The organism is Pseudomonas sp. BNK-45, assembly GCF_047456255.1.
In the GTDB taxonomy this organism is placed as follows: Bacteria; Pseudomonadota; Gammaproteobacteria; order Pseudomonadales; family Pseudomonadaceae; genus Aquipseudomonas.
This window is the reverse complement of sequence record NZ_CP179909.1, coordinates 4847414-4861775: the sequence shown is the minus strand read 5'-3', so window position 1 is coordinate 4861775 and position 14362 is coordinate 4847414. Positions and strand designations below refer to the sequence as shown.

General features: G+C 66.4%; 16 protein-coding genes. 7 read left to right on the top strand and 9 right to left on the bottom strand.

Annotated elements, in window-relative coordinates:
• The first annotated feature begins 63 nt into the window (after positions 1-63).
• Positions 64-1080, top strand: a complete 1017-nt coding sequence (locus tag ACMGG8_RS21785) for a PDDEXK nuclease domain-containing protein (protein WP_414158388.1) — start codon at positions 64-66, stop codon at positions 1078-1080.
• A 75-nt stretch (positions 1081-1155) separates the two neighbouring features.
• Here the strand turns inward: ACMGG8_RS21785 and ACMGG8_RS21780 are convergent, their stop codons facing one another.
• From ACMGG8_RS21780 to ACMGG8_RS21755, 6 genes are all read right to left on the bottom strand, one after another.
• On the bottom strand, positions 1156-1494 hold the full coding sequence (locus tag ACMGG8_RS21780) for a YkvA family protein (RefSeq protein ID WP_060838871.1): 339 nt from the start codon (positions 1492-1494) through the stop codon (positions 1156-1158).
• A 104-nt stretch (positions 1495-1598) separates the two neighbouring features.
• Positions 1599-2018, bottom strand: a complete 420-nt coding sequence (locus ACMGG8_RS21775; protein ID WP_060838872.1) for a DUF6691 family protein — start codon at positions 2016-2018, stop codon at positions 1599-1601.
• Complete coding sequence (locus ACMGG8_RS21770) at positions 2015-2455, bottom strand: YeeE/YedE family protein (protein WP_060838873.1); 441 nt, start codon at positions 2453-2455, stop codon at positions 2015-2017. The genes ACMGG8_RS21775 and ACMGG8_RS21770 overlap by 4 nt, the downstream gene beginning before the upstream one ends.
• 136 nt (positions 2456-2591) lie before the next feature.
• Positions 2592-3419 carry a sulfite exporter TauE/SafE family protein gene (locus ACMGG8_RS21765; RefSeq protein WP_060838874.1) on the bottom strand — a complete coding sequence of 276 codons (828 nt, stop codon included), beginning with the start codon at positions 3417-3419 and terminating at the stop codon, positions 2592-2594.
• Positions 3416-4693 (bottom strand): FAD/NAD(P)-binding oxidoreductase, encoded by a 1278-nt coding sequence (locus ACMGG8_RS21760; protein WP_108543134.1) that lies wholly within the window; start codon positions 4691-4693, stop codon positions 3416-3418. Before ACMGG8_RS21760 ends, ACMGG8_RS21765 begins: the two co-directional genes overlap by 4 nt.
• A gap of 30 nt (positions 4694-4723) precedes the next feature.
• The gene (locus ACMGG8_RS21755; protein ID WP_060843326.1) at positions 4724-5608 is read right to left on the bottom strand and encodes an MBL fold metallo-hydrolase; all 885 of its coding nucleotides are present in this window, start codon (positions 5606-5608) and stop codon (positions 4724-4726) included.
• Positions 5609-5859: 251 nt separating this feature from the next.
• On the opposite strand from ACMGG8_RS21755, the gene ACMGG8_RS21750 reads away from it, so the two are divergent.
• A complete protein-coding gene (locus ACMGG8_RS21750) occupies positions 5860-7173 on the top strand; it encodes a sigma-54 interaction domain-containing protein (protein ID WP_060838877.1) in 1314 nt (437 codons plus the stop codon).
• Positions 7174-7200: 27 nt separating this feature from the next.
• On the opposite strand, the gene ACMGG8_RS21745 is transcribed toward ACMGG8_RS21750, so the two are convergent.
• On the bottom strand, positions 7201-7749 hold the full coding sequence (locus tag ACMGG8_RS21745; protein ID WP_414158387.1) for an N-acetyltransferase family protein: 549 nt from the start codon (positions 7747-7749) through the stop codon (positions 7201-7203).
• A 132-nt stretch (positions 7750-7881) separates the two neighbouring features.
• On the opposite strand from ACMGG8_RS21745, the gene ACMGG8_RS21740 reads away from it, so the two are divergent.
• Both ACMGG8_RS21740 and ACMGG8_RS21735 read left to right on the top strand, forming a co-directional pair.
• Positions 7882-9381, top strand: coding sequence for a PAS domain S-box protein (locus ACMGG8_RS21740; RefSeq protein ID WP_414158386.1), 1500 nt, complete (start codon positions 7882-7884; stop codon positions 9379-9381).
• Between the two features lie 136 nt (positions 9382-9517).
• A complete protein-coding gene (locus ACMGG8_RS21735; protein ID WP_060838880.1) occupies positions 9518-9805 on the top strand; it encodes a DUF1652 domain-containing protein in 288 nt (95 codons plus the stop codon).
• Positions 9806-9963: 158 nt separating this feature from the next.
• Here the strand turns inward: ACMGG8_RS21735 and ACMGG8_RS21730 are convergent, their stop codons facing one another.
• Positions 9964-11358 (bottom strand): sensor histidine kinase, encoded by a 1395-nt coding sequence (locus tag ACMGG8_RS21730; protein ID WP_060838881.1) that lies wholly within the window; start codon positions 11356-11358, stop codon positions 9964-9966.
• Positions 11336-12019: a response regulator transcription factor gene (locus ACMGG8_RS21725; protein ID WP_060838882.1), complete on the bottom strand. Its 684-nt coding sequence runs from the start codon at positions 12017-12019 to the stop codon at positions 11336-11338. The genes ACMGG8_RS21730 and ACMGG8_RS21725 overlap by 23 nt, the downstream gene beginning before the upstream one ends.
• A gap of 168 nt (positions 12020-12187) precedes the next feature.
• Here ACMGG8_RS21725 and ACMGG8_RS21720 point away from each other — a divergent pair, with 168 nt between their 5' ends.
• The 3 genes from ACMGG8_RS21720 to ACMGG8_RS21710 all read left to right on the top strand — a co-directional run bounded on the left by ACMGG8_RS21720 (position 12188) and on the right by ACMGG8_RS21710 (position 14091).
• Positions 12188-12529, top strand: coding sequence for a hypothetical protein (locus ACMGG8_RS21720; RefSeq protein WP_108543142.1), 342 nt, complete (start codon positions 12188-12190; stop codon positions 12527-12529).
• Positions 12530-12567: 38 nt separating this feature from the next.
• Entirely contained in the window at positions 12568-12954 is a 387-nt protein-coding gene (locus ACMGG8_RS21715; protein ID WP_060838884.1) for a hypothetical protein, read from the top strand.
• Positions 12955-13149: 195 nt separating this feature from the next.
• On the top strand, positions 13150-14091 hold the full coding sequence (locus tag ACMGG8_RS21710) for a hypothetical protein (RefSeq protein ID WP_414158385.1): 942 nt from the start codon (positions 13150-13152) through the stop codon (positions 14089-14091).
• Positions 14092-14362 lie beyond the last annotated feature (271 nt).

The following is a 14362-nucleotide window of genomic DNA, read 5'->3' as shown; positions in this document are numbered from 1 at the left end:
CTTCAGGCCCATGGCGAGCCACGGGATCATGGGGGCCTGTCTCCCAGCAAGCGGGCGTGCGTTATGAAGCAAAAGGCTGAAGCGGCAATTAACCCCACCGATGTGGCATTTGGCGAAGTGGCGCATATGATCAGCGCCGCGCGGCAACGGGCGGTGCGGGCGGTGAACACTGAACTGGTGGAACTGTATTGGCAGGTCGGGGCCTATATCAGCCGCAAGATCGAGGCGGCGGAATGGGGTGATGGCGTGGTCCAGCAATTGGCCGATTACCTGGCGCGGCAGCAGCCGGGGCTGCGGGGGTTTACCCGGGCCAACCTGTTTCGCATGCGGCAGTTTTATGAGGCCTATCGCGATGACGAGAAAGTCGCACCACTGGTGCGACAATTGTCCTGGAGCCACCATCTGGTGGTGATGGGGCAGAGCAAAGGGCCACGTGAGCGTGAGTTCTACCTGCGCTTGGCGATCCAGGAGCACTGGTCGAGGCGCGAGTTGGAACGGCAGATCAAATCCGCGCTGTTCGAACGCACGCTGAGCCACCCGGCCAATGCCACGGCCACCTTGAAACAGGCCCGTCCCGAGGCCCTGAAGGTCTTCAAGGATGCCTACATGGTGGAGTTTCTCGACCTGCCCCCGGGGCATGACGAGGCCGATCTGCATCAGGGGCTGGTGCGTCAACTCAAGGATTTTCTGATCGAGATGGGCCGCGACTTCTGCTTTGTCGCTTCGGGCTACCCCTTGCAGGTTGGCGGGCGCGATTTCGTCCTGGATCTGCTGCTGTTCCATCGTGGGTTGAATTGCCTGGTGGCCGTTGAACTCAAGGTCGGGCGCTTCGAACCGGAGTACCTGGGCAAGCTGGGCTTCTACCTGAAGGCCCTGGATCGTCAGGTGCGCAAACCCCACGAAAAACCGGCCCTGGGCGTGCTGCTGTGTGCCAGCAAGGAAGACGAGGTGGTGGAATATGCCCTCAACCGTTCGCTGTCTCCGGCGTTGATCGCCGAGTACCGGACCCAGTTGCCGGACAAGCAACTGCTGCAGGCCAAGCTGCAGGAGTTCTATGCCCTGGACACGCAGGCGCGGTGAGCCGGGCGGCGACTCTGGCCGGGCTGCCGCAGCGCCCTGGTGAGTCGAGTGCGCACCCAGGCGCCGCCCTCCGGTTCATTGCGGCTCACTGCCGAACCAGTCGGCCAGGCGTGCGCTGGCTTGCTCCCGGACCTCGGCGTTGATGTGGGCGGCCACCGTCACCACCGAGCCGGTCAACAGGCCGAGGTCATCCACGTACCCGGCCCCGGGAATCAGGTCGGGGATCAGGTCCAGCGGCAGCACGAAGTAACCCAGGGCGGCGTAGATGGTGGTCTTGGCCCAGATCGGGGTTTGCGGTCGTTGCGCGGCGTAGTAGAGCCACAGGGCTTTCTGGATCAGGGCCCGGCCGATGCGCGAGGCGTAGCGGCCGATCTTGTGCCAGAAACAGAGTTCAAGGGACTGGGCGGTGGACATGGCGCACTCCTGGTGGGGCATGGGTCCAGGTCATGGTCGCCACCTAAGCGCTGGTTCGGCAGAGGCCAATATTTCCCTGGTGGTTTCCCTCGTAGCAGTGCTGTTCAGGGCTGCCGACGGGCCTCCAGGCGCTGGAACAGCAGCATGCCCAGGAGCATGGCCAGGACGAACACCCAGGCTTGCCAGTGGCCCCCCGGCAACAGCACCAGGGCCGGTCCCGGGCAGATCCCGGCGATGCCCCAGCCGATGCCGAACAGCAGGCTGCCGCCGATCAGGCGTCGATCGACATTGCGCTTGGCGGGGATCTGCATGGGCGCCCCGAGCAGCGAGCGCGAGCGGCCCATGGCCCAATGGAAAGGCCACCAGGCCACGGCGATGGCGCCGAGCATCACCAGCGCCAGGGACGGATCCCAGCGGCCGGCCAGGTCGAGAAAGCCCAGGACCTTGGCCGGATTGGCCATGCCTGCCAGCAGCAGGCCGATGCCGAACAGCAGGCCGGCAAAAAATGCGCTGAGTTTTCTCATGGCAGCAGCCCCAGTCCGTGGCGCAACACCCAGACCGTGGCGAAGCCGGTGCCCATGAAGCACAGGGTGGCGACGAGCGAGCGTGGCGACAGCCGGGAAATGCCGCAGACCCCGTGGCCGCTGGTGCAACCGGCGCCGTAGCGGGTGCCGATGCCCACCAGCAGGCCGGCGCCGATCAGGCCGAGCAGGCCGCCCTGGAACTCGGCGACCGGCAGGGCGTGAAACAGGCCCCAGAGCAGGGGCGCCAGCAACAGCCCGAGGATGAACAGGGCTTTTTCGCCCCAGCCGTCGCTGCCCGGTTGCAGCAGGCTGCCGAGCAGGCCGCTGATTCCGGCGATGCGCCCGTTGGCGACGATCAACAGCCCGGCCGCCAGGCCGATCAGCGCGCCTCCGGCCAGGGCCGAGCCCGGGGTGAAATGTACGGCATCAAAGAGCATGGGGATTTCCTCTGCATGGGGCCTGTTGTTCCACCTTGGAAGCGCGGCGTCGGTGGCGACGCCTTCACTGGCAAGTCAGCGGCGACAGGTGCCGTGTAACTGTTGTTGTGGGAGCCGGCTGGCCGGCGCAAGGACCTCAATGGGACAGCCAGCCCAGGGCCCCGCCCGCCAGCAGCAGCGCCGCCAGCATGCCGGTGACGGCGAACAGTTGTTGCAGGCGCGGCCCGGCCAGGTGGCTGGCCACCTGACGGCCCAGCACCAGGCCCACTACCGCGCCCAGGGCAAAGGGTGCGCCCACCGCCCAGTGCATCACCCCGCTGAGGCTGGCGGTCACCACGCTGCCCAGGGACACCAGGGCAATCACCGCCAAGGAGGTGGCGACGATACTCTTGCTGTCCAGGTTGGTGTAGCGGCTCAGGGCCGGGATGATCACGAAGCCGCCGCCCACGCCGAGCAACCCCGACAGCAGCCCCGAGAGCATGCCGGTGAAGGTCAGTGCCCGGGCGCAGGGCAGGGTCCAGCGCAGGCGGCCCTGGGCCGGGTTGAGCACGCAGGGCAGGAACGCCGGACGCGGCGCCGCCCGGCCCTGTTTCAATTCCAGGCTGGCCTTGCGCAGGATACGTCCGCAGGCATACAGCAGCACCAGGGAAAACAGCAGGGCCAGGGGCAGGTTGGGCAGGCGGTGGGCCAGCCACAGCCCCAGCGGCGCCATGAGGATGCCGATGCTGGCGACAAACCCCGCCGCACGGTAGCGCACGATGCCCTGGCGCAGGCCCAGCACCGCGCCGACGCTGGCGGCCAGCCCCACCGCCAGCAGGCCGATAGGGGCGGCCTCGACCATGCTCAAGCCCAGGCCGAACACCAGCAATGGCACCGCGAGGATGCCGCCGCCGGCTCCAGTCAGCGCCAGGATCGCGCCAATGACCGCCCCCAGCCCAGCGCCCAAAAGACTGTGTTCATTCATGTCTTCGGGGTGTCCGTGGCCTGGGTCGGTTGCGCCAGCCATTCATGGCCCTTGAGCATGCCGCGCCAGTACAGCGGCGGCAGGATTCGTTCCTTTAGCCACCAGGCGCGACGGGTCGGTTGGCGGCCGTCCAGCAGCCAGCGCGGAAAGCTCGGCGCCAGCTTGCCGCCGTAGGTGAATTCGGCGAGGACGATCTTGCCCCGTTCCACGGTCAGCGGGCAGGAGCCGTAGCCGTCATAGGCGGCCAGCCGGGTCAGGCGCTTGAGGGCCACCAGCACGTTGTTGGCCACCACCGGCGCCTGCTTGCGCGCCGCGGCGGCGGTCTTGGCGTTGCTGGTATTGGTGGCGTCGCCCAGGCCGTGGATGTTGACGAAACGCCTGTGGCGCAGGCTGTGGGGATCGACGTCGATCCAGCCGGCGGCGTCCGCCAGCGGGCTGTGGCGAATGAAATCCGGGGCGCACTGCGGCGGCACCACGTGCAGCAGGTCGAAGGCGCGCTCCAGGGTTTCCTGGCGGCCGTCGGCCAGGGTGCGGACGAAGGTCGCGCGCTGCGCCGGGCCGTTCACCGCCACCAGGTTGTGGCCGAAATCCAGCTCGATGGCGTATTTCTTCACGTATTCCATCAGCGCCGGCACATAGTCGGCCACGCCGAACAGCACGCCGCCGGCATTCAGGAAACGCGGCTTGATCGCCCCCAGGCGACCGTGGCGCCGCCAGTGGTCGCAGGACAGGTACATGGCTTTCTGCGGCGCGCCGGCGCACTTGATCGGCATCGGCGGCTGGCTGAACAGCGCCTCGCCCTGTTGCAGCTGCTGCACCTGTTGCCAGGTGTAGGGCGCCAGGTCGTAGCGGTAGTTGGAGGTCACGCCGTGGTTGCCCAGGGCCTGGGGCAGGCCGTCGATGGCTGCCCAGTCGAGCTTGAGCCCGGGGCAGACGATCAACTGGTCGTAGGCCAGCACGTGGCCGTTGTCCAGCACCAGGGCATTGTGTTGCGGTTCGAACTGGCTGACCGCGCGCTGGATCCACTTGACGCCCTGGGGAATCAGCTCGGCCATGGTCCGTTCGGTGGACGCGGCGCTGAATACCCCGGCGCCCACCAGGGTCCAGCCGGGTTGGTAATAGTGGTGCTGGGCGGGGTCGATAAGGGCCACGTCCAGGTGCGGATCGCGGGTCAAGAGGCTGGCGGCAACGGCGATGCCGGCGGCACCGCCACCGACGATCAGCACCTGGTGGCTGCCGTCGACGGGGCGCAGGGCCGGGTTGAAGGGACGCATGGCAAGGTCTCCGTGTGGAGTCGTTAATCGTTATAGGGTGTTCAGGGGAATCTTCAGGTAGCTCACGCCGTTGTCTTCGGGCTCGGGAAACTGCCCGCTGCGCATGTTGACCTGCACCGAAGGCAGGATCAGCACCGGCATGTCCAGGGTCGCGTCACGGGCTTCGCGCATCTTCACGAAGCTGTCTTCGTCGATGCCCTGATGGATGTGGATGTTGTTGGCGCGCTGCTCGGCGACGGTGGTCATGTATTGCAGCTCGCGGCCGTTGGGCAGGTAGTCGTGGCACATGAACAGCCGGGTCTGTGGGGGCAGGGCGAGGATCTTGCCGATGGAGCGGTACAGGGTCCGCGCGTCGGCCCCGGGGAAGTCGCAGCGGGCGGTGCCGTAGTCGGGCATGAACAGGGTATCGCCGACAAAGGCCACGCACTCATCGCCGACCTGCACCAGGTAGGTCATGCAGGCCGGGGTGTGCCCCGGGGTGTGCAGGGCGCGGGCGCCGAGGCCGCCGATGGCGAATTCGGCGCCGTCTTCCAGCAGCACGTCGAACTGGCTGCCGTCGCGGGCAAAGCTCGGGGCCTCGTTGAACAGTGCGCCGAAGACTTTCTGCACCCGGGTGATCTGATTGCCGATGGCCACCCGGGCCCCCAGCTGGTCCTTGAGGTAGGCCGCGGCGGACAGGTGGTCGGCGTGCACGTGGGTTTCCAGGATCCAGTCGACCCGGGCGTCCAGCTCACGCACCCGGGCGATCAGGCGGTCGGCGGACTCGGTGCGGGTGCGGCCGGATTTCGGGTCGTAGTCCAGCACGCTGTCGATCAGCGCGCAGCGGCGGCTGGCCTGGTCCATCACCAGGTAGCTGATGGTCCAGGTCTGACTGTCGAAAAAGGCTTCTACACGCAGCGTGTCGCTGATGATCATGGGGCACTCCAGGCAATGAAGGTGAGGACAGTCTGCGCTGTCGCTCGTCCCTTGGACTGTCAATAAACGTGCCAACCTCAAACACCCGGATTGGCCACCTGTTCATTGAAGTAGAAGGCCGCAGAGGCTGCCATCAGGCGTTTTGTGCCGCGACTGCCAACGTCATTTGGCAGTGGTTTGGCAGTTTGTGGCAGAAAATGGCAGAAAGCCGCGGCGTGCTTTAAGCTGCCGCCACTGCCCCGGAGTTGCCCATGTCCCTGATCGCCACCGACCTTGCCCAGCCGTCCATGTCTGCCCTGGTGTCCTACCTCGAACACGATCCGCAACCGACCATCGTGCTCGACACCGACTACAACATCATCGCCGCCAACACCGCCTACCAGCGTCAGTTCGGCGTGGCCGGCAAGCCCCACGTCGGCGCCAAGTGCTACCGCGTCTCCCACCAGTTCGCCGTGCCCTGCGATCAGGCCGGCGAGCATTGCCCGATGCGCAAGGCCCATGACAGCCGGGTGCCGGAGCGCATGCTGCACATCCATCACACGCCTCGCGGCCCGGAGCACGTGGACGTGGAACTGCGGCCGATCATCGGCGAGGCCGGCACCGTGGTGGCCTACGTCGAGCGCTTGAGTTCGGTTGCGGTGGCTTCGGTGCAGCCCCAGCAGAAAGGCCTGGTGGGACGCTCGCCGGCCTTCAATGAAGCCCTGAGCGCCTTGCAGCGGGCGGCTCCGGCGCCGATCCCGGTGTTGTTGCAGGGCGAGTCCGGCACCGGCAAGGAGCTGTTCGCCCGGGCCCTGCACGACGGCAGCCCCAGGGCCAGCGGGCCGCTGGTGGTGGTGGACTGCACCGGGCTCACCGAAACCCTGCTGGAAAGCGAACTGTTCGGCTATGAAAAGGGCGCCTTTACCGGCGCCCTGCAACGCAAGATCGGCCTGGCGGAAGCGGCCCACGGCGGCACCCTGTTTCTCGATGAAATCGGCGAGGTGCCCCTGGCCATGCAGGTCAAGCTGCTGCGCCTGATCGAGTCCGGCAGCTTCCGCCCAGTGGGCAGCCTGCGCACCGTGCACTCGGATTTTCGCCTGGTGGCGGCCACCCACAAGCCGCTCAAGGAAATGGTCGCCGCCGGCAGCTTCCGCCAGGACCTGTACTACCGCATCAGCGCCTTCCCGATCCGCCTGCCGGCGCTGCGCGAACGCAGCGACGACCTGCCGCTGCTGATCGACAGCCTGCTGCGCCGCCTCGATCCCGGGGTGGTGCCGCGGGTCGATCCCCAGGCCCTGGAACAGCTGCAGTTGTACACCTACCCGGGCAATATCCGCGAGCTGCGCAACATCCTCGAACGGGCGCGCTTGTTCAGCGATGACGGGGTGATCCGCCTGCAGGACCTGCCGGCGGAACTGCGCCGTCCCCAGGCCCCGGTCCCGGTGACCCGGCGCCGGGCCGGCAAGGACCTGGAGCAACTGGCCCATGCCCTGGAAGTCTTCGACGGCTCGCGCAGCGAACTGGCCAAGGCCCTGGGCCTGAGCGAACGCACGCTGTACCGGCGCCTCAAGGCCCTGGGCCTGTAGCCGCCGGGCGGACGGCCGCAGCCGGGTTCAAGCCTCGGCCGGTGGCCGGGGCAGCGGCAGCGGCAGGTCGCAGGCCATCACCCACATGCCGATCTGTTCCAGGTCGGTGCTGAAGGGCACTTCACCGATCTGCCGCAGTCCGGCGCTTTCATAAAAGCGCCGGGCGCCGCTGTTGCTCTTGAGCACGTCCAGCCACAGGCAGGATTCCCCGGCGGCGCTGGCCCGTTGCAGCACCTGCTCCAACAGGCGCCGGCCATGGCCCTGGCCGGCCTGGGACTTGAGCAGGTAGATCTTCTGCAACTCGGCCCCGCAGCGGTCGCTGCCCGGAACCGGCCGCCCCCAGTTGAGCTTGGCAAAGCCCATGGGCTGCTGCTGCGGGTCCAGGGCCAGCAGCCACAGGTGCCGGTCCCGGGCGGACAGGGACGCTTGCAGGTGGGCGTCGGAGAAGTCCTGGTCGAGAAACTGCTGCATGCCGGCAGCGCTCCAGATCGCCGCGAAGTGCTCGCGGTAGGTGGCACAACCTATGGCCTTGAGCGCCTGGATATCGCGGCTGTCGGCTTCACGGATGGTGATCATGCTTGACTCCAGATGAATGGGCGGAACCGGGCGCAGCAGCTTAACGCCTGGTGCCCGGGTGCTCCAGTGCGCCCGGGGCACGATGGCGAACGAGCGTGGTCGTAGCTTCATCGCCCTTTTTCCGGAGATGCCATGAGCCAGGCCGTCCTTGCTACCGAAACCAATCGCCGCCAGTTGCAGCAGATCATCGCCGGTCTGTCCGACGGGGTGATCCTGATCGAAACCGACCAGGCCCGCAGCCTGCTCTGGGCCAACGAGGCGGCGCTGGCCATGCATGGAGTGAGCGAGGTCGGCGAGCTGGGGGCCAATGTCCGCGAGTACGCCCGGCGCTATGCCTTGCGCTACCGCAACAATCACCCCCTGGCCCTGGAGGCCTACCCGATCAACCGGGTGGCCGCCGGGGAAACCTTCAGCGACGTGGTGGTCGAGGTACAGGCCGAGATCGACGGCGAACCCCGGCACTGGGTGCACCGGGTGCGCAGCATGATCCTCACTGATCGCAGCGGCGCGCCGGAATCCCTGGTGCTGATCCTCAGCGACGCCACCGACTGGGCCAGCGCCGAGCAGCGCTTCGAGAAGACCTTCAACGCCAACCCGGCGCCAGCGGTGATCTGCCGCCTCAGTGACCTGCGTTACATCAAGGTCAACCAGGGCTTTTTGGAGATGACCGGCTATGCCCGGGATCAGGTGATCGGCCGTTCGGTGTACGAGCTGGATGTGCTGGAGGACGCCGAGCACAAGGACCTGGCCATCGAGCGCCTGGGCCAGGGCGCGACCATCCCGCAGATGCAGGCCGAGCTGCGCCTGCCGGACGGCGGCAGCAAGCTGGTGATCGTCGCCGGCCAGCCCCTGGACATCAACGATGAAGACTGCATGCTGTTTTCCTTCATGGACCTGGAGCCACGGCGCAGGATCGAGATTGCCCTGCGCCAGAGCGAGGAGCGTTTTGCCAAGTCGTTTCGCCTGACCCCGGTGCCGACCCTGGTGTGCAGCGCCGAGCAGCAGATCGTCGACGTCAACGAGGCCTTTCTCAACACCTGCGGCTACAGCAGCGAAGAACTGCTGGGCAAGAACGTCGAGGCCATCGGCTTCATCGCCGAGGCCGCGGCGGCCAGCCAACTGTTCAGTCAACTGGAGAAGGCCGGCAACGTCGATGGCCTGGACCTCAAGGTGCGCCAGAAGAACGCCGGGCTGATCGATTGCGTGGCCTACGCCGACACCGTGCTTATCCAGGACAGCCCCTGTTACCTGCTGGTGCTGATGGACATCACCGAGCGCAAGCGCTCCGAACTGGAGCTGGTGGGCGCCATCGAGGAAGTGATGCGCGACGCCTCCTGGTTCAGCCGAACCCTGATCGAAAAGCTGGCCAACGTGAGAAGCCCCAAGGCCCGGGACACGCCTGGGGTGTCCTCTGCCGACCTGACGGCCCGCGAGCGGGAAGTGCTGGGGTTGATCTATCAGGGATTGGCAGACAAAGAGATTGCCGCCCAGTTGAAGCTGGCGCCCAACACCGTGCGCAACCACGTCGCCACCCTGTATTCCAAGCTCGGGGTGCACAGCCGGGGCGAAGCCATCGTCTGGGCCCGGGAGCGCGGGCTGTTCGTCGGCACGGTCGGCAGTCGGGGACGCTGAACTGGTGCATATGCACCAGGGCAACCCGTGCAAATGCGCCTTCTTTGCGTGGTGGGTGTTTTCTACCCTTGGAGCCGCCACAGGTCCGGTCAATGGGGCTGTGGCAGAGCACAACCACAGCACAAGGACAGCCCGCATGGGTGATGAACAGAGCAAGGGCACCGTGACCGATCAGGCACCGGCGGTGCTCACCCAGGCCCAATGGCGCGCCTGTATCGAACAGCGCCTGGCGCCCCTGGCCTGCAGTTTCAGCCATGCCGGCGACGGCACCCTGACCCTGCGGGTGTTCGAGCCCGACAGCGGCCGGGTCGATCTGGTGGTCAGCGGGTTGCGCATCAAGTCCCTGCAGAGCGAGGCCGACGTATTGCGGCTCATTGACGAGTTGCTCTACGAGCTGGACAGCAACTCCCTGGGCCACCTGTAGCCGCAGCCGAAGGCTGCGAACGCTTTGGGCGGCACTCTGCCTCAGGAGACGCGGCGAGTTGAAGCCCGCTGGAGGTTCGTCGGGAAATCGCCAGGCAAGGTCCTGCGGACCTTTTCGCAGCTTCGCGGGCTCAGCAGCGGCTACAGGGATGGGGTGGGTCAGTGGTCGGCGATCAGGCTTGGCCGGCAATCCAGGCTCAGGCGCGCGCCGCCGCGTTCGCTGCTGCCCACTTCGAGCTTGAAGCCGTGCAGGCTGACAATCGCCGCAACGATCGACAGGCCCAGGCCAAAGCCGCCCTGGGCGTTGCTTTCGTCGACCCGGTAGAAGCGCCGGAACACCGCCGCCCGTTCCGCCGGGGGAATGCCGGGGCCTGAGTCCAGCACTTCCAGGCGCGGGCTGCCGCCGTCGTCGAGGCCGCGCAGTATCACTTCACCGCCCGGCGGGGTGAACTTGATCGAGTTGCTCAGCAGGTTGGCCAGGGCCTCGAACAGCAGGGCGCGGTCGCCGATCAGCCGGGGCAGGCTGGCCGGCACGTCGAGCTGCAGGGTCAGGCGGCCTTCCTCGGCCAGGGGCAGGTAGAAGTCGTACAGCTCCTGAAGCAGCGGCAGCGGATCGAGTTCGAGGAAGCCCGAACGCCGTTGCTGGTCCTCCAGTTCGGAGATGCGCAGCAACCCGCGAAAGCGCGCCATCAAGGTGTCGGCCTCGGCCAGCAGCTGGTCCATCTGCAGGGCCTGGGGCGAACCTTCCTCGGCCTGTTGCTGCAGACGATAGAGCTGGGCCCGCAGGCGGGTCAGCGGGGTGCGCAGGTCGTGGGCGATGTTGTCGCACACGCCCTTGACCTCATGCATCAGCCGCTCGATGCGTTCGAGCATGGCGTTGACGATGGCCGCCAGCATGTCCAGTTCGTCGCGCCGGTCCGACAGCGGCAGGCGCCGGGTCAGGTCGCCGGCGACGATGGCTTCGGCGCTGGCCTGGATCTGGCGGATGCGCCGCAGCGGCCGGCGGCGCAGCAGGTGCCAGCCGGCGGCGCCGGGAATGATGGTCAGGGAGATGCCCCACAGCAGCGCGTGGAGAATGATCCGGGTCACCGCGAACAGCGAGCCGTTGTCGCGCACCAGCACCAGCCAGCGGCCGTCGCGGGTGTGGGTGGCCACCGCGTCGCAGCTGTCCCGGGGCAGGCTCGTGTCGTCGGAGTCGATGCAGTTCTTCAACTCGTGGATCTGGCCGTCCAGGGGCAGGTCATCGGGGATCTGCCGGATCGGCCCGCTCAAGGGCCGACGCTGTTCGTCGAACAGGCCATAGGCGTCGATGGCGCGCATGTCGAAGGTCATGCTGGTGGCCAGGGCTTCCACCAGCTGCTCGCCTTCGAAGCGGGCGAACAGGTGCTGGCGCTGCATCAGCGAGTGCTTGGCCAGGCTGTCCAGGTAGGTGGACACCTCGTAGTACAGCACCCCCATGAGGATGCAGCTCCAGGCCACGAACAGCGTGCTGTACAGCGCCAGCAGGCGGCTGCTGGAGGAGCGCCAGCCCTTAGAGGGGTTCAGCAATGACATAACCCGAGCCTCGCACGGTGCGGATCAACGGAGTCATGCCAGGCGGGTCGATCTTCTTGCGCAGGCGGCCGATGTGCACGTCGATCAGGTTGGTCCCCGGGTCGAAGTGATAGCCCCAGACCTCTTCGAAAATCATCATCCGAGAGAGGATCTGCCCGGTGTTGCGCATGAGGAATTCCAGCAGCTTGTATTCGGTGGGCAGCAGGCTCAGCAACTGGTCGGCGCGGGTCGCCTCGCGGCTGATCAGGTTCAGCTCCAGGTCGGCCACCCGCAGGCTGGTGGCGAAATCCTTGACCGTGTTCTTGCGCCGCAGCAGCACCTCGACCCGGGCCGCCATCTCGTCGGAGGCGAAGGGCTTGGTCAGGTAGTCGTCGCCGCCGGCCCGCAGGCCGCGCACCCGTTCGTCGACGTCGGAGAGGGCGCTGATCATCAGGATCGGCGTCGACACACCGATGGTGCGCAGGGTGGTGACGATGGCCAGGCCGTCCAGCTCCGGCAGCATGCGGTCCAGGGTGATCAGGTCGTAGTCGCCGCTCACGGCGCGTACCAGGCCTTCGCGGCCATTGTCCACCCAGTCCACGTCGAGGCCGTGGCTGCTCAGTTCGGCGACGATCTCCCGGGCCGTCACGGCGTCGTCTTCGATGGTCAGAATGCGGGTCATAGGCGTTACCTGCTTGGCGGTTCGTGACACAGGCGGGCATTTTGCCAAGAAACCGCTGGCGGGATTCTAAAAAAACTTTCATCCAGGCGCGGGGCTCGTCGGTGTCCTACGGGTCAGGGGCGCTGAAGGTTGATATTATCCGGCCACTTTTTGCCAGGAGGCGTCACCATGAGAGCCCTGACCCGGGGCGGCTGGAAGCCCTTTTTCGCGGTGTGCCTGATGCTGCTGTGCAGCGCGGTGGCGCAGGCGGCCAATCAGCCCTGTTCTGGAAAGAAAGGCGGCATCGCCCGCTGCGATGGCGAGCTGTTCCTGTGCAATGACGGCTCCATCAGCGCCTCGAAGAAAAACTGCGCGCTGATGTTCGGCCAGCGTTCCTCCACCCCTCGTGCCGAGCCACTGCTGCGTGATACCCAGGGTTGCACCTGCGGCAGCGGTAGTTTCTGCACCGGGCCACGGGGCGGGGTCTATTGCCTGACCCCCAGTGGCAATAAAAGCTACAAGCGGCATTGAAGCCCCGATTGAGCTTCTTCGTATCAAGGTGTCATGCAATGAAATACGCATCACGTTTCAAAGGGCTGCTGTGGCTGTTGGTGGCTAGCCTGCTGTTGAGTCTGGCCGTGGACCTGGCGTTGCGCCTGCCGGGCTACCTGGAGGCCTATGCCGCCGATCCCCGTTATGCGCGCTGGATGCTGGGGTATCGCGGCCTGGACGTGCTGGTCATTGCCCTGATGGCGGTGATCGTGCCGGGCATCATGCGCCTGCTGGGTTTTCGCCGTTCAGCCTGGCTGGCATTGCCGCTCTTTATCCTGTGGGGGCAGGGCATCGCGCAATTGACCCTGGCGGCCAACCTGCTGCTGGCGCTATGGGGCCTTGGGCTGCTGGTGCACTGGTGCTACAGCCGCGGCCGGGTGTTCTACCTGAGCAAGCGCGGCTGAGGCGCACGCCGTGCAGAACGCCCGCCATAAAACCCCCGGAGCGGCAAATTGCACGATGCAGGCCCGATGACTAATCGCAAGTCATTGAAATACATGTGTTTATAAGACTCCTGCTGCTGGCACGCTGACTGCACCTGTCCTTTCTGTCCCTTCGTGACGTGCAACAGCCTCTTTCCTGCCTGGAGCAGAACAACAATGAACAGACCCTCTGAACACCTGCTGGCCACCGAGGACGCTTCGAGTCATCACTCGGGCGTGTCCTGGGCGGCGATCTTCGCCGGCGCGGCGGCGGCCGCGGCCTTGTCCCTGATCCTCTTGCTGCTGGGCTTCGGCCTGGGTTTTTCCGCGGTTTCGCCCTGGGCCGGCAACGGCATCAGTGCCAAGGGCTTGGGCATTTCCAGCATTGTCTGGCTGGCCCTGACGCAGATTCTCGCCGCCGGGTTGGGCGGCTATATCGCCGGACGCTTGCGGGTGAAGTGGGCCAACCTGCATGGCGATGAAGTGTATTTCCGTGACACCGCCCACGGCTTCCTGGCCTGGGCGGTGGCGACCCTGGTCACCGCGACCCTGGTGGTGGGCTCGGTCACCAGCGTAATTGGCGGTGGCGTGCAGGCCGGGGCCCAGGTTGCTTCCGCGGCCGCCGGTGCCGCCACCCAGGTGGCCGGCCATGCCGCTGCCCAGGGTTCCCCGGACGAGTACGGCTATTTCGTCGACAGCCTGTTGCGTGACGATCGCCCGGTGGCGGTCACTGAGGATGCGGCCCGGGGCACGGTGTCGCGGATCTTCGTGCGCACCTTGAGCAACGATGGCCAGTTGTCATCCGACGACCGCAGCTACCTGGCGCAACTGGTGGCCCAGCGCACCAACCTGACGCGGGCCGAGGCCGAGCGCCGGGTGGACGAGGTGTTCGCCAAGACCCAGCAGGCGCTGCATGAAGCCAAGCAGGCGGCCCGGGAAGCCGCCGACAGCGCCGCCAGGATAGCCGCCTGGTCGTCGTTGTGGATGTTCGTTGCCCTGCTGTGTGGGGCGTTCTTCGCCAGTCTGGCCGCCACCTTCGGCGGCCGGCGCCGGGATGCGGTGATCTGGCTTGAAAGCCCTGTGCAACCGCGCACCGTGGCTCCCACCCCCGTTCACTGATCCAGGAGACTCGTCATGCGCTCATTACTGTTGTGGTTTCTCGGTGTACCGATCCCGGTGATCATTCTGATCGCCCTCTTCATGCACTAAGCGCCCCCCGCGACGCGGGGTGACCCGTTGTTCACGCGCCGCTGCCGGCTTGTACCGGCAGCGGCTTTTTTGTGCCCCGGGCCCCACCGCGCAAGCGCAGGCGCGACGTGTTGGGGCGCTGCGGCAGTTTGCTTGGCCCAGATCAATATTCCTGTCGGACAAAAGTACTAGATTGGCCCGC

What these genes read in the sequence shown, in the direction of transcription:
- ACMGG8_RS21785 (WP_414158388.1), top strand. Translation starts at nt 64, where the DNA reads ATGAAGCAAAAGGCTGAAGCGGCAATTAACCCCACCGATGTGGCATTT.
- ACMGG8_RS21760 (WP_108543134.1), bottom strand. Translation starts at nt 4,693, where the DNA reads ATGCGTCCCTTCAACCCGGCCCTGCGCCCCGTCGACGGCAGCCACCAG.
- ACMGG8_RS21720 (WP_108543142.1), top strand. Translation starts at nt 12,188, where the DNA reads ATGAGAGCCCTGACCCGGGGCGGCTGGAAGCCCTTTTTCGCGGTGTGC.
- ACMGG8_RS21735 (WP_060838880.1), top strand. Translation starts at nt 9,518, where the DNA reads ATGGGTGATGAACAGAGCAAGGGCACCGTGACCGATCAGGCACCGGCG.
- ACMGG8_RS21740 (WP_414158386.1), top strand. Translation starts at nt 7,882, where the DNA reads ATGAGCCAGGCCGTCCTTGCTACCGAAACCAATCGCCGCCAGTTGCAG.
- ACMGG8_RS21710 (WP_414158385.1), top strand. Translation starts at nt 13,150, where the DNA reads ATGAACAGACCCTCTGAACACCTGCTGGCCACCGAGGACGCTTCGAGT.
- ACMGG8_RS21780 (WP_060838871.1), bottom strand. Translation starts at nt 1,494, where the DNA reads ATGTCCACCGCCCAGTCCCTTGAACTCTGTTTCTGGCACAAGATCGGC.
- ACMGG8_RS21745 (WP_414158387.1), bottom strand. Translation starts at nt 7,749, where the DNA reads ATGATCACCATCCGTGAAGCCGACAGCCGCGATATCCAGGCGCTCAAG.
- ACMGG8_RS21730 (WP_060838881.1), bottom strand. Translation starts at nt 11,358, where the DNA reads ATGTCATTGCTGAACCCCTCTAAGGGCTGGCGCTCCTCCAGCAGCCGC.
- ACMGG8_RS21750 (WP_060838877.1), top strand. Translation starts at nt 5,860, where the DNA reads ATGTCCCTGATCGCCACCGACCTTGCCCAGCCGTCCATGTCTGCCCTG.
- ACMGG8_RS21765 (WP_060838874.1), bottom strand. Translation starts at nt 3,419, where the DNA reads ATGAATGAACACAGTCTTTTGGGCGCTGGGCTGGGGGCGGTCATTGGC.
- ACMGG8_RS21770 (WP_060838873.1), bottom strand. Translation starts at nt 2,455, where the DNA reads ATGCTCTTTGATGCCGTACATTTCACCCCGGGCTCGGCCCTGGCCGGA.
- ACMGG8_RS21715 (WP_060838884.1), top strand. Translation starts at nt 12,568, where the DNA reads ATGAAATACGCATCACGTTTCAAAGGGCTGCTGTGGCTGTTGGTGGCT.
- ACMGG8_RS21725 (WP_060838882.1), bottom strand. Translation starts at nt 12,019, where the DNA reads ATGACCCGCATTCTGACCATCGAAGACGACGCCGTGACGGCCCGGGAG.
- ACMGG8_RS21775 (WP_060838872.1), bottom strand. Translation starts at nt 2,018, where the DNA reads ATGAGAAAACTCAGCGCATTTTTTGCCGGCCTGCTGTTCGGCATCGGC.
- ACMGG8_RS21755 (WP_060843326.1), bottom strand. Translation starts at nt 5,608, where the DNA reads ATGATCATCAGCGACACGCTGCGTGTAGAAGCCTTTTTCGACAGTCAG.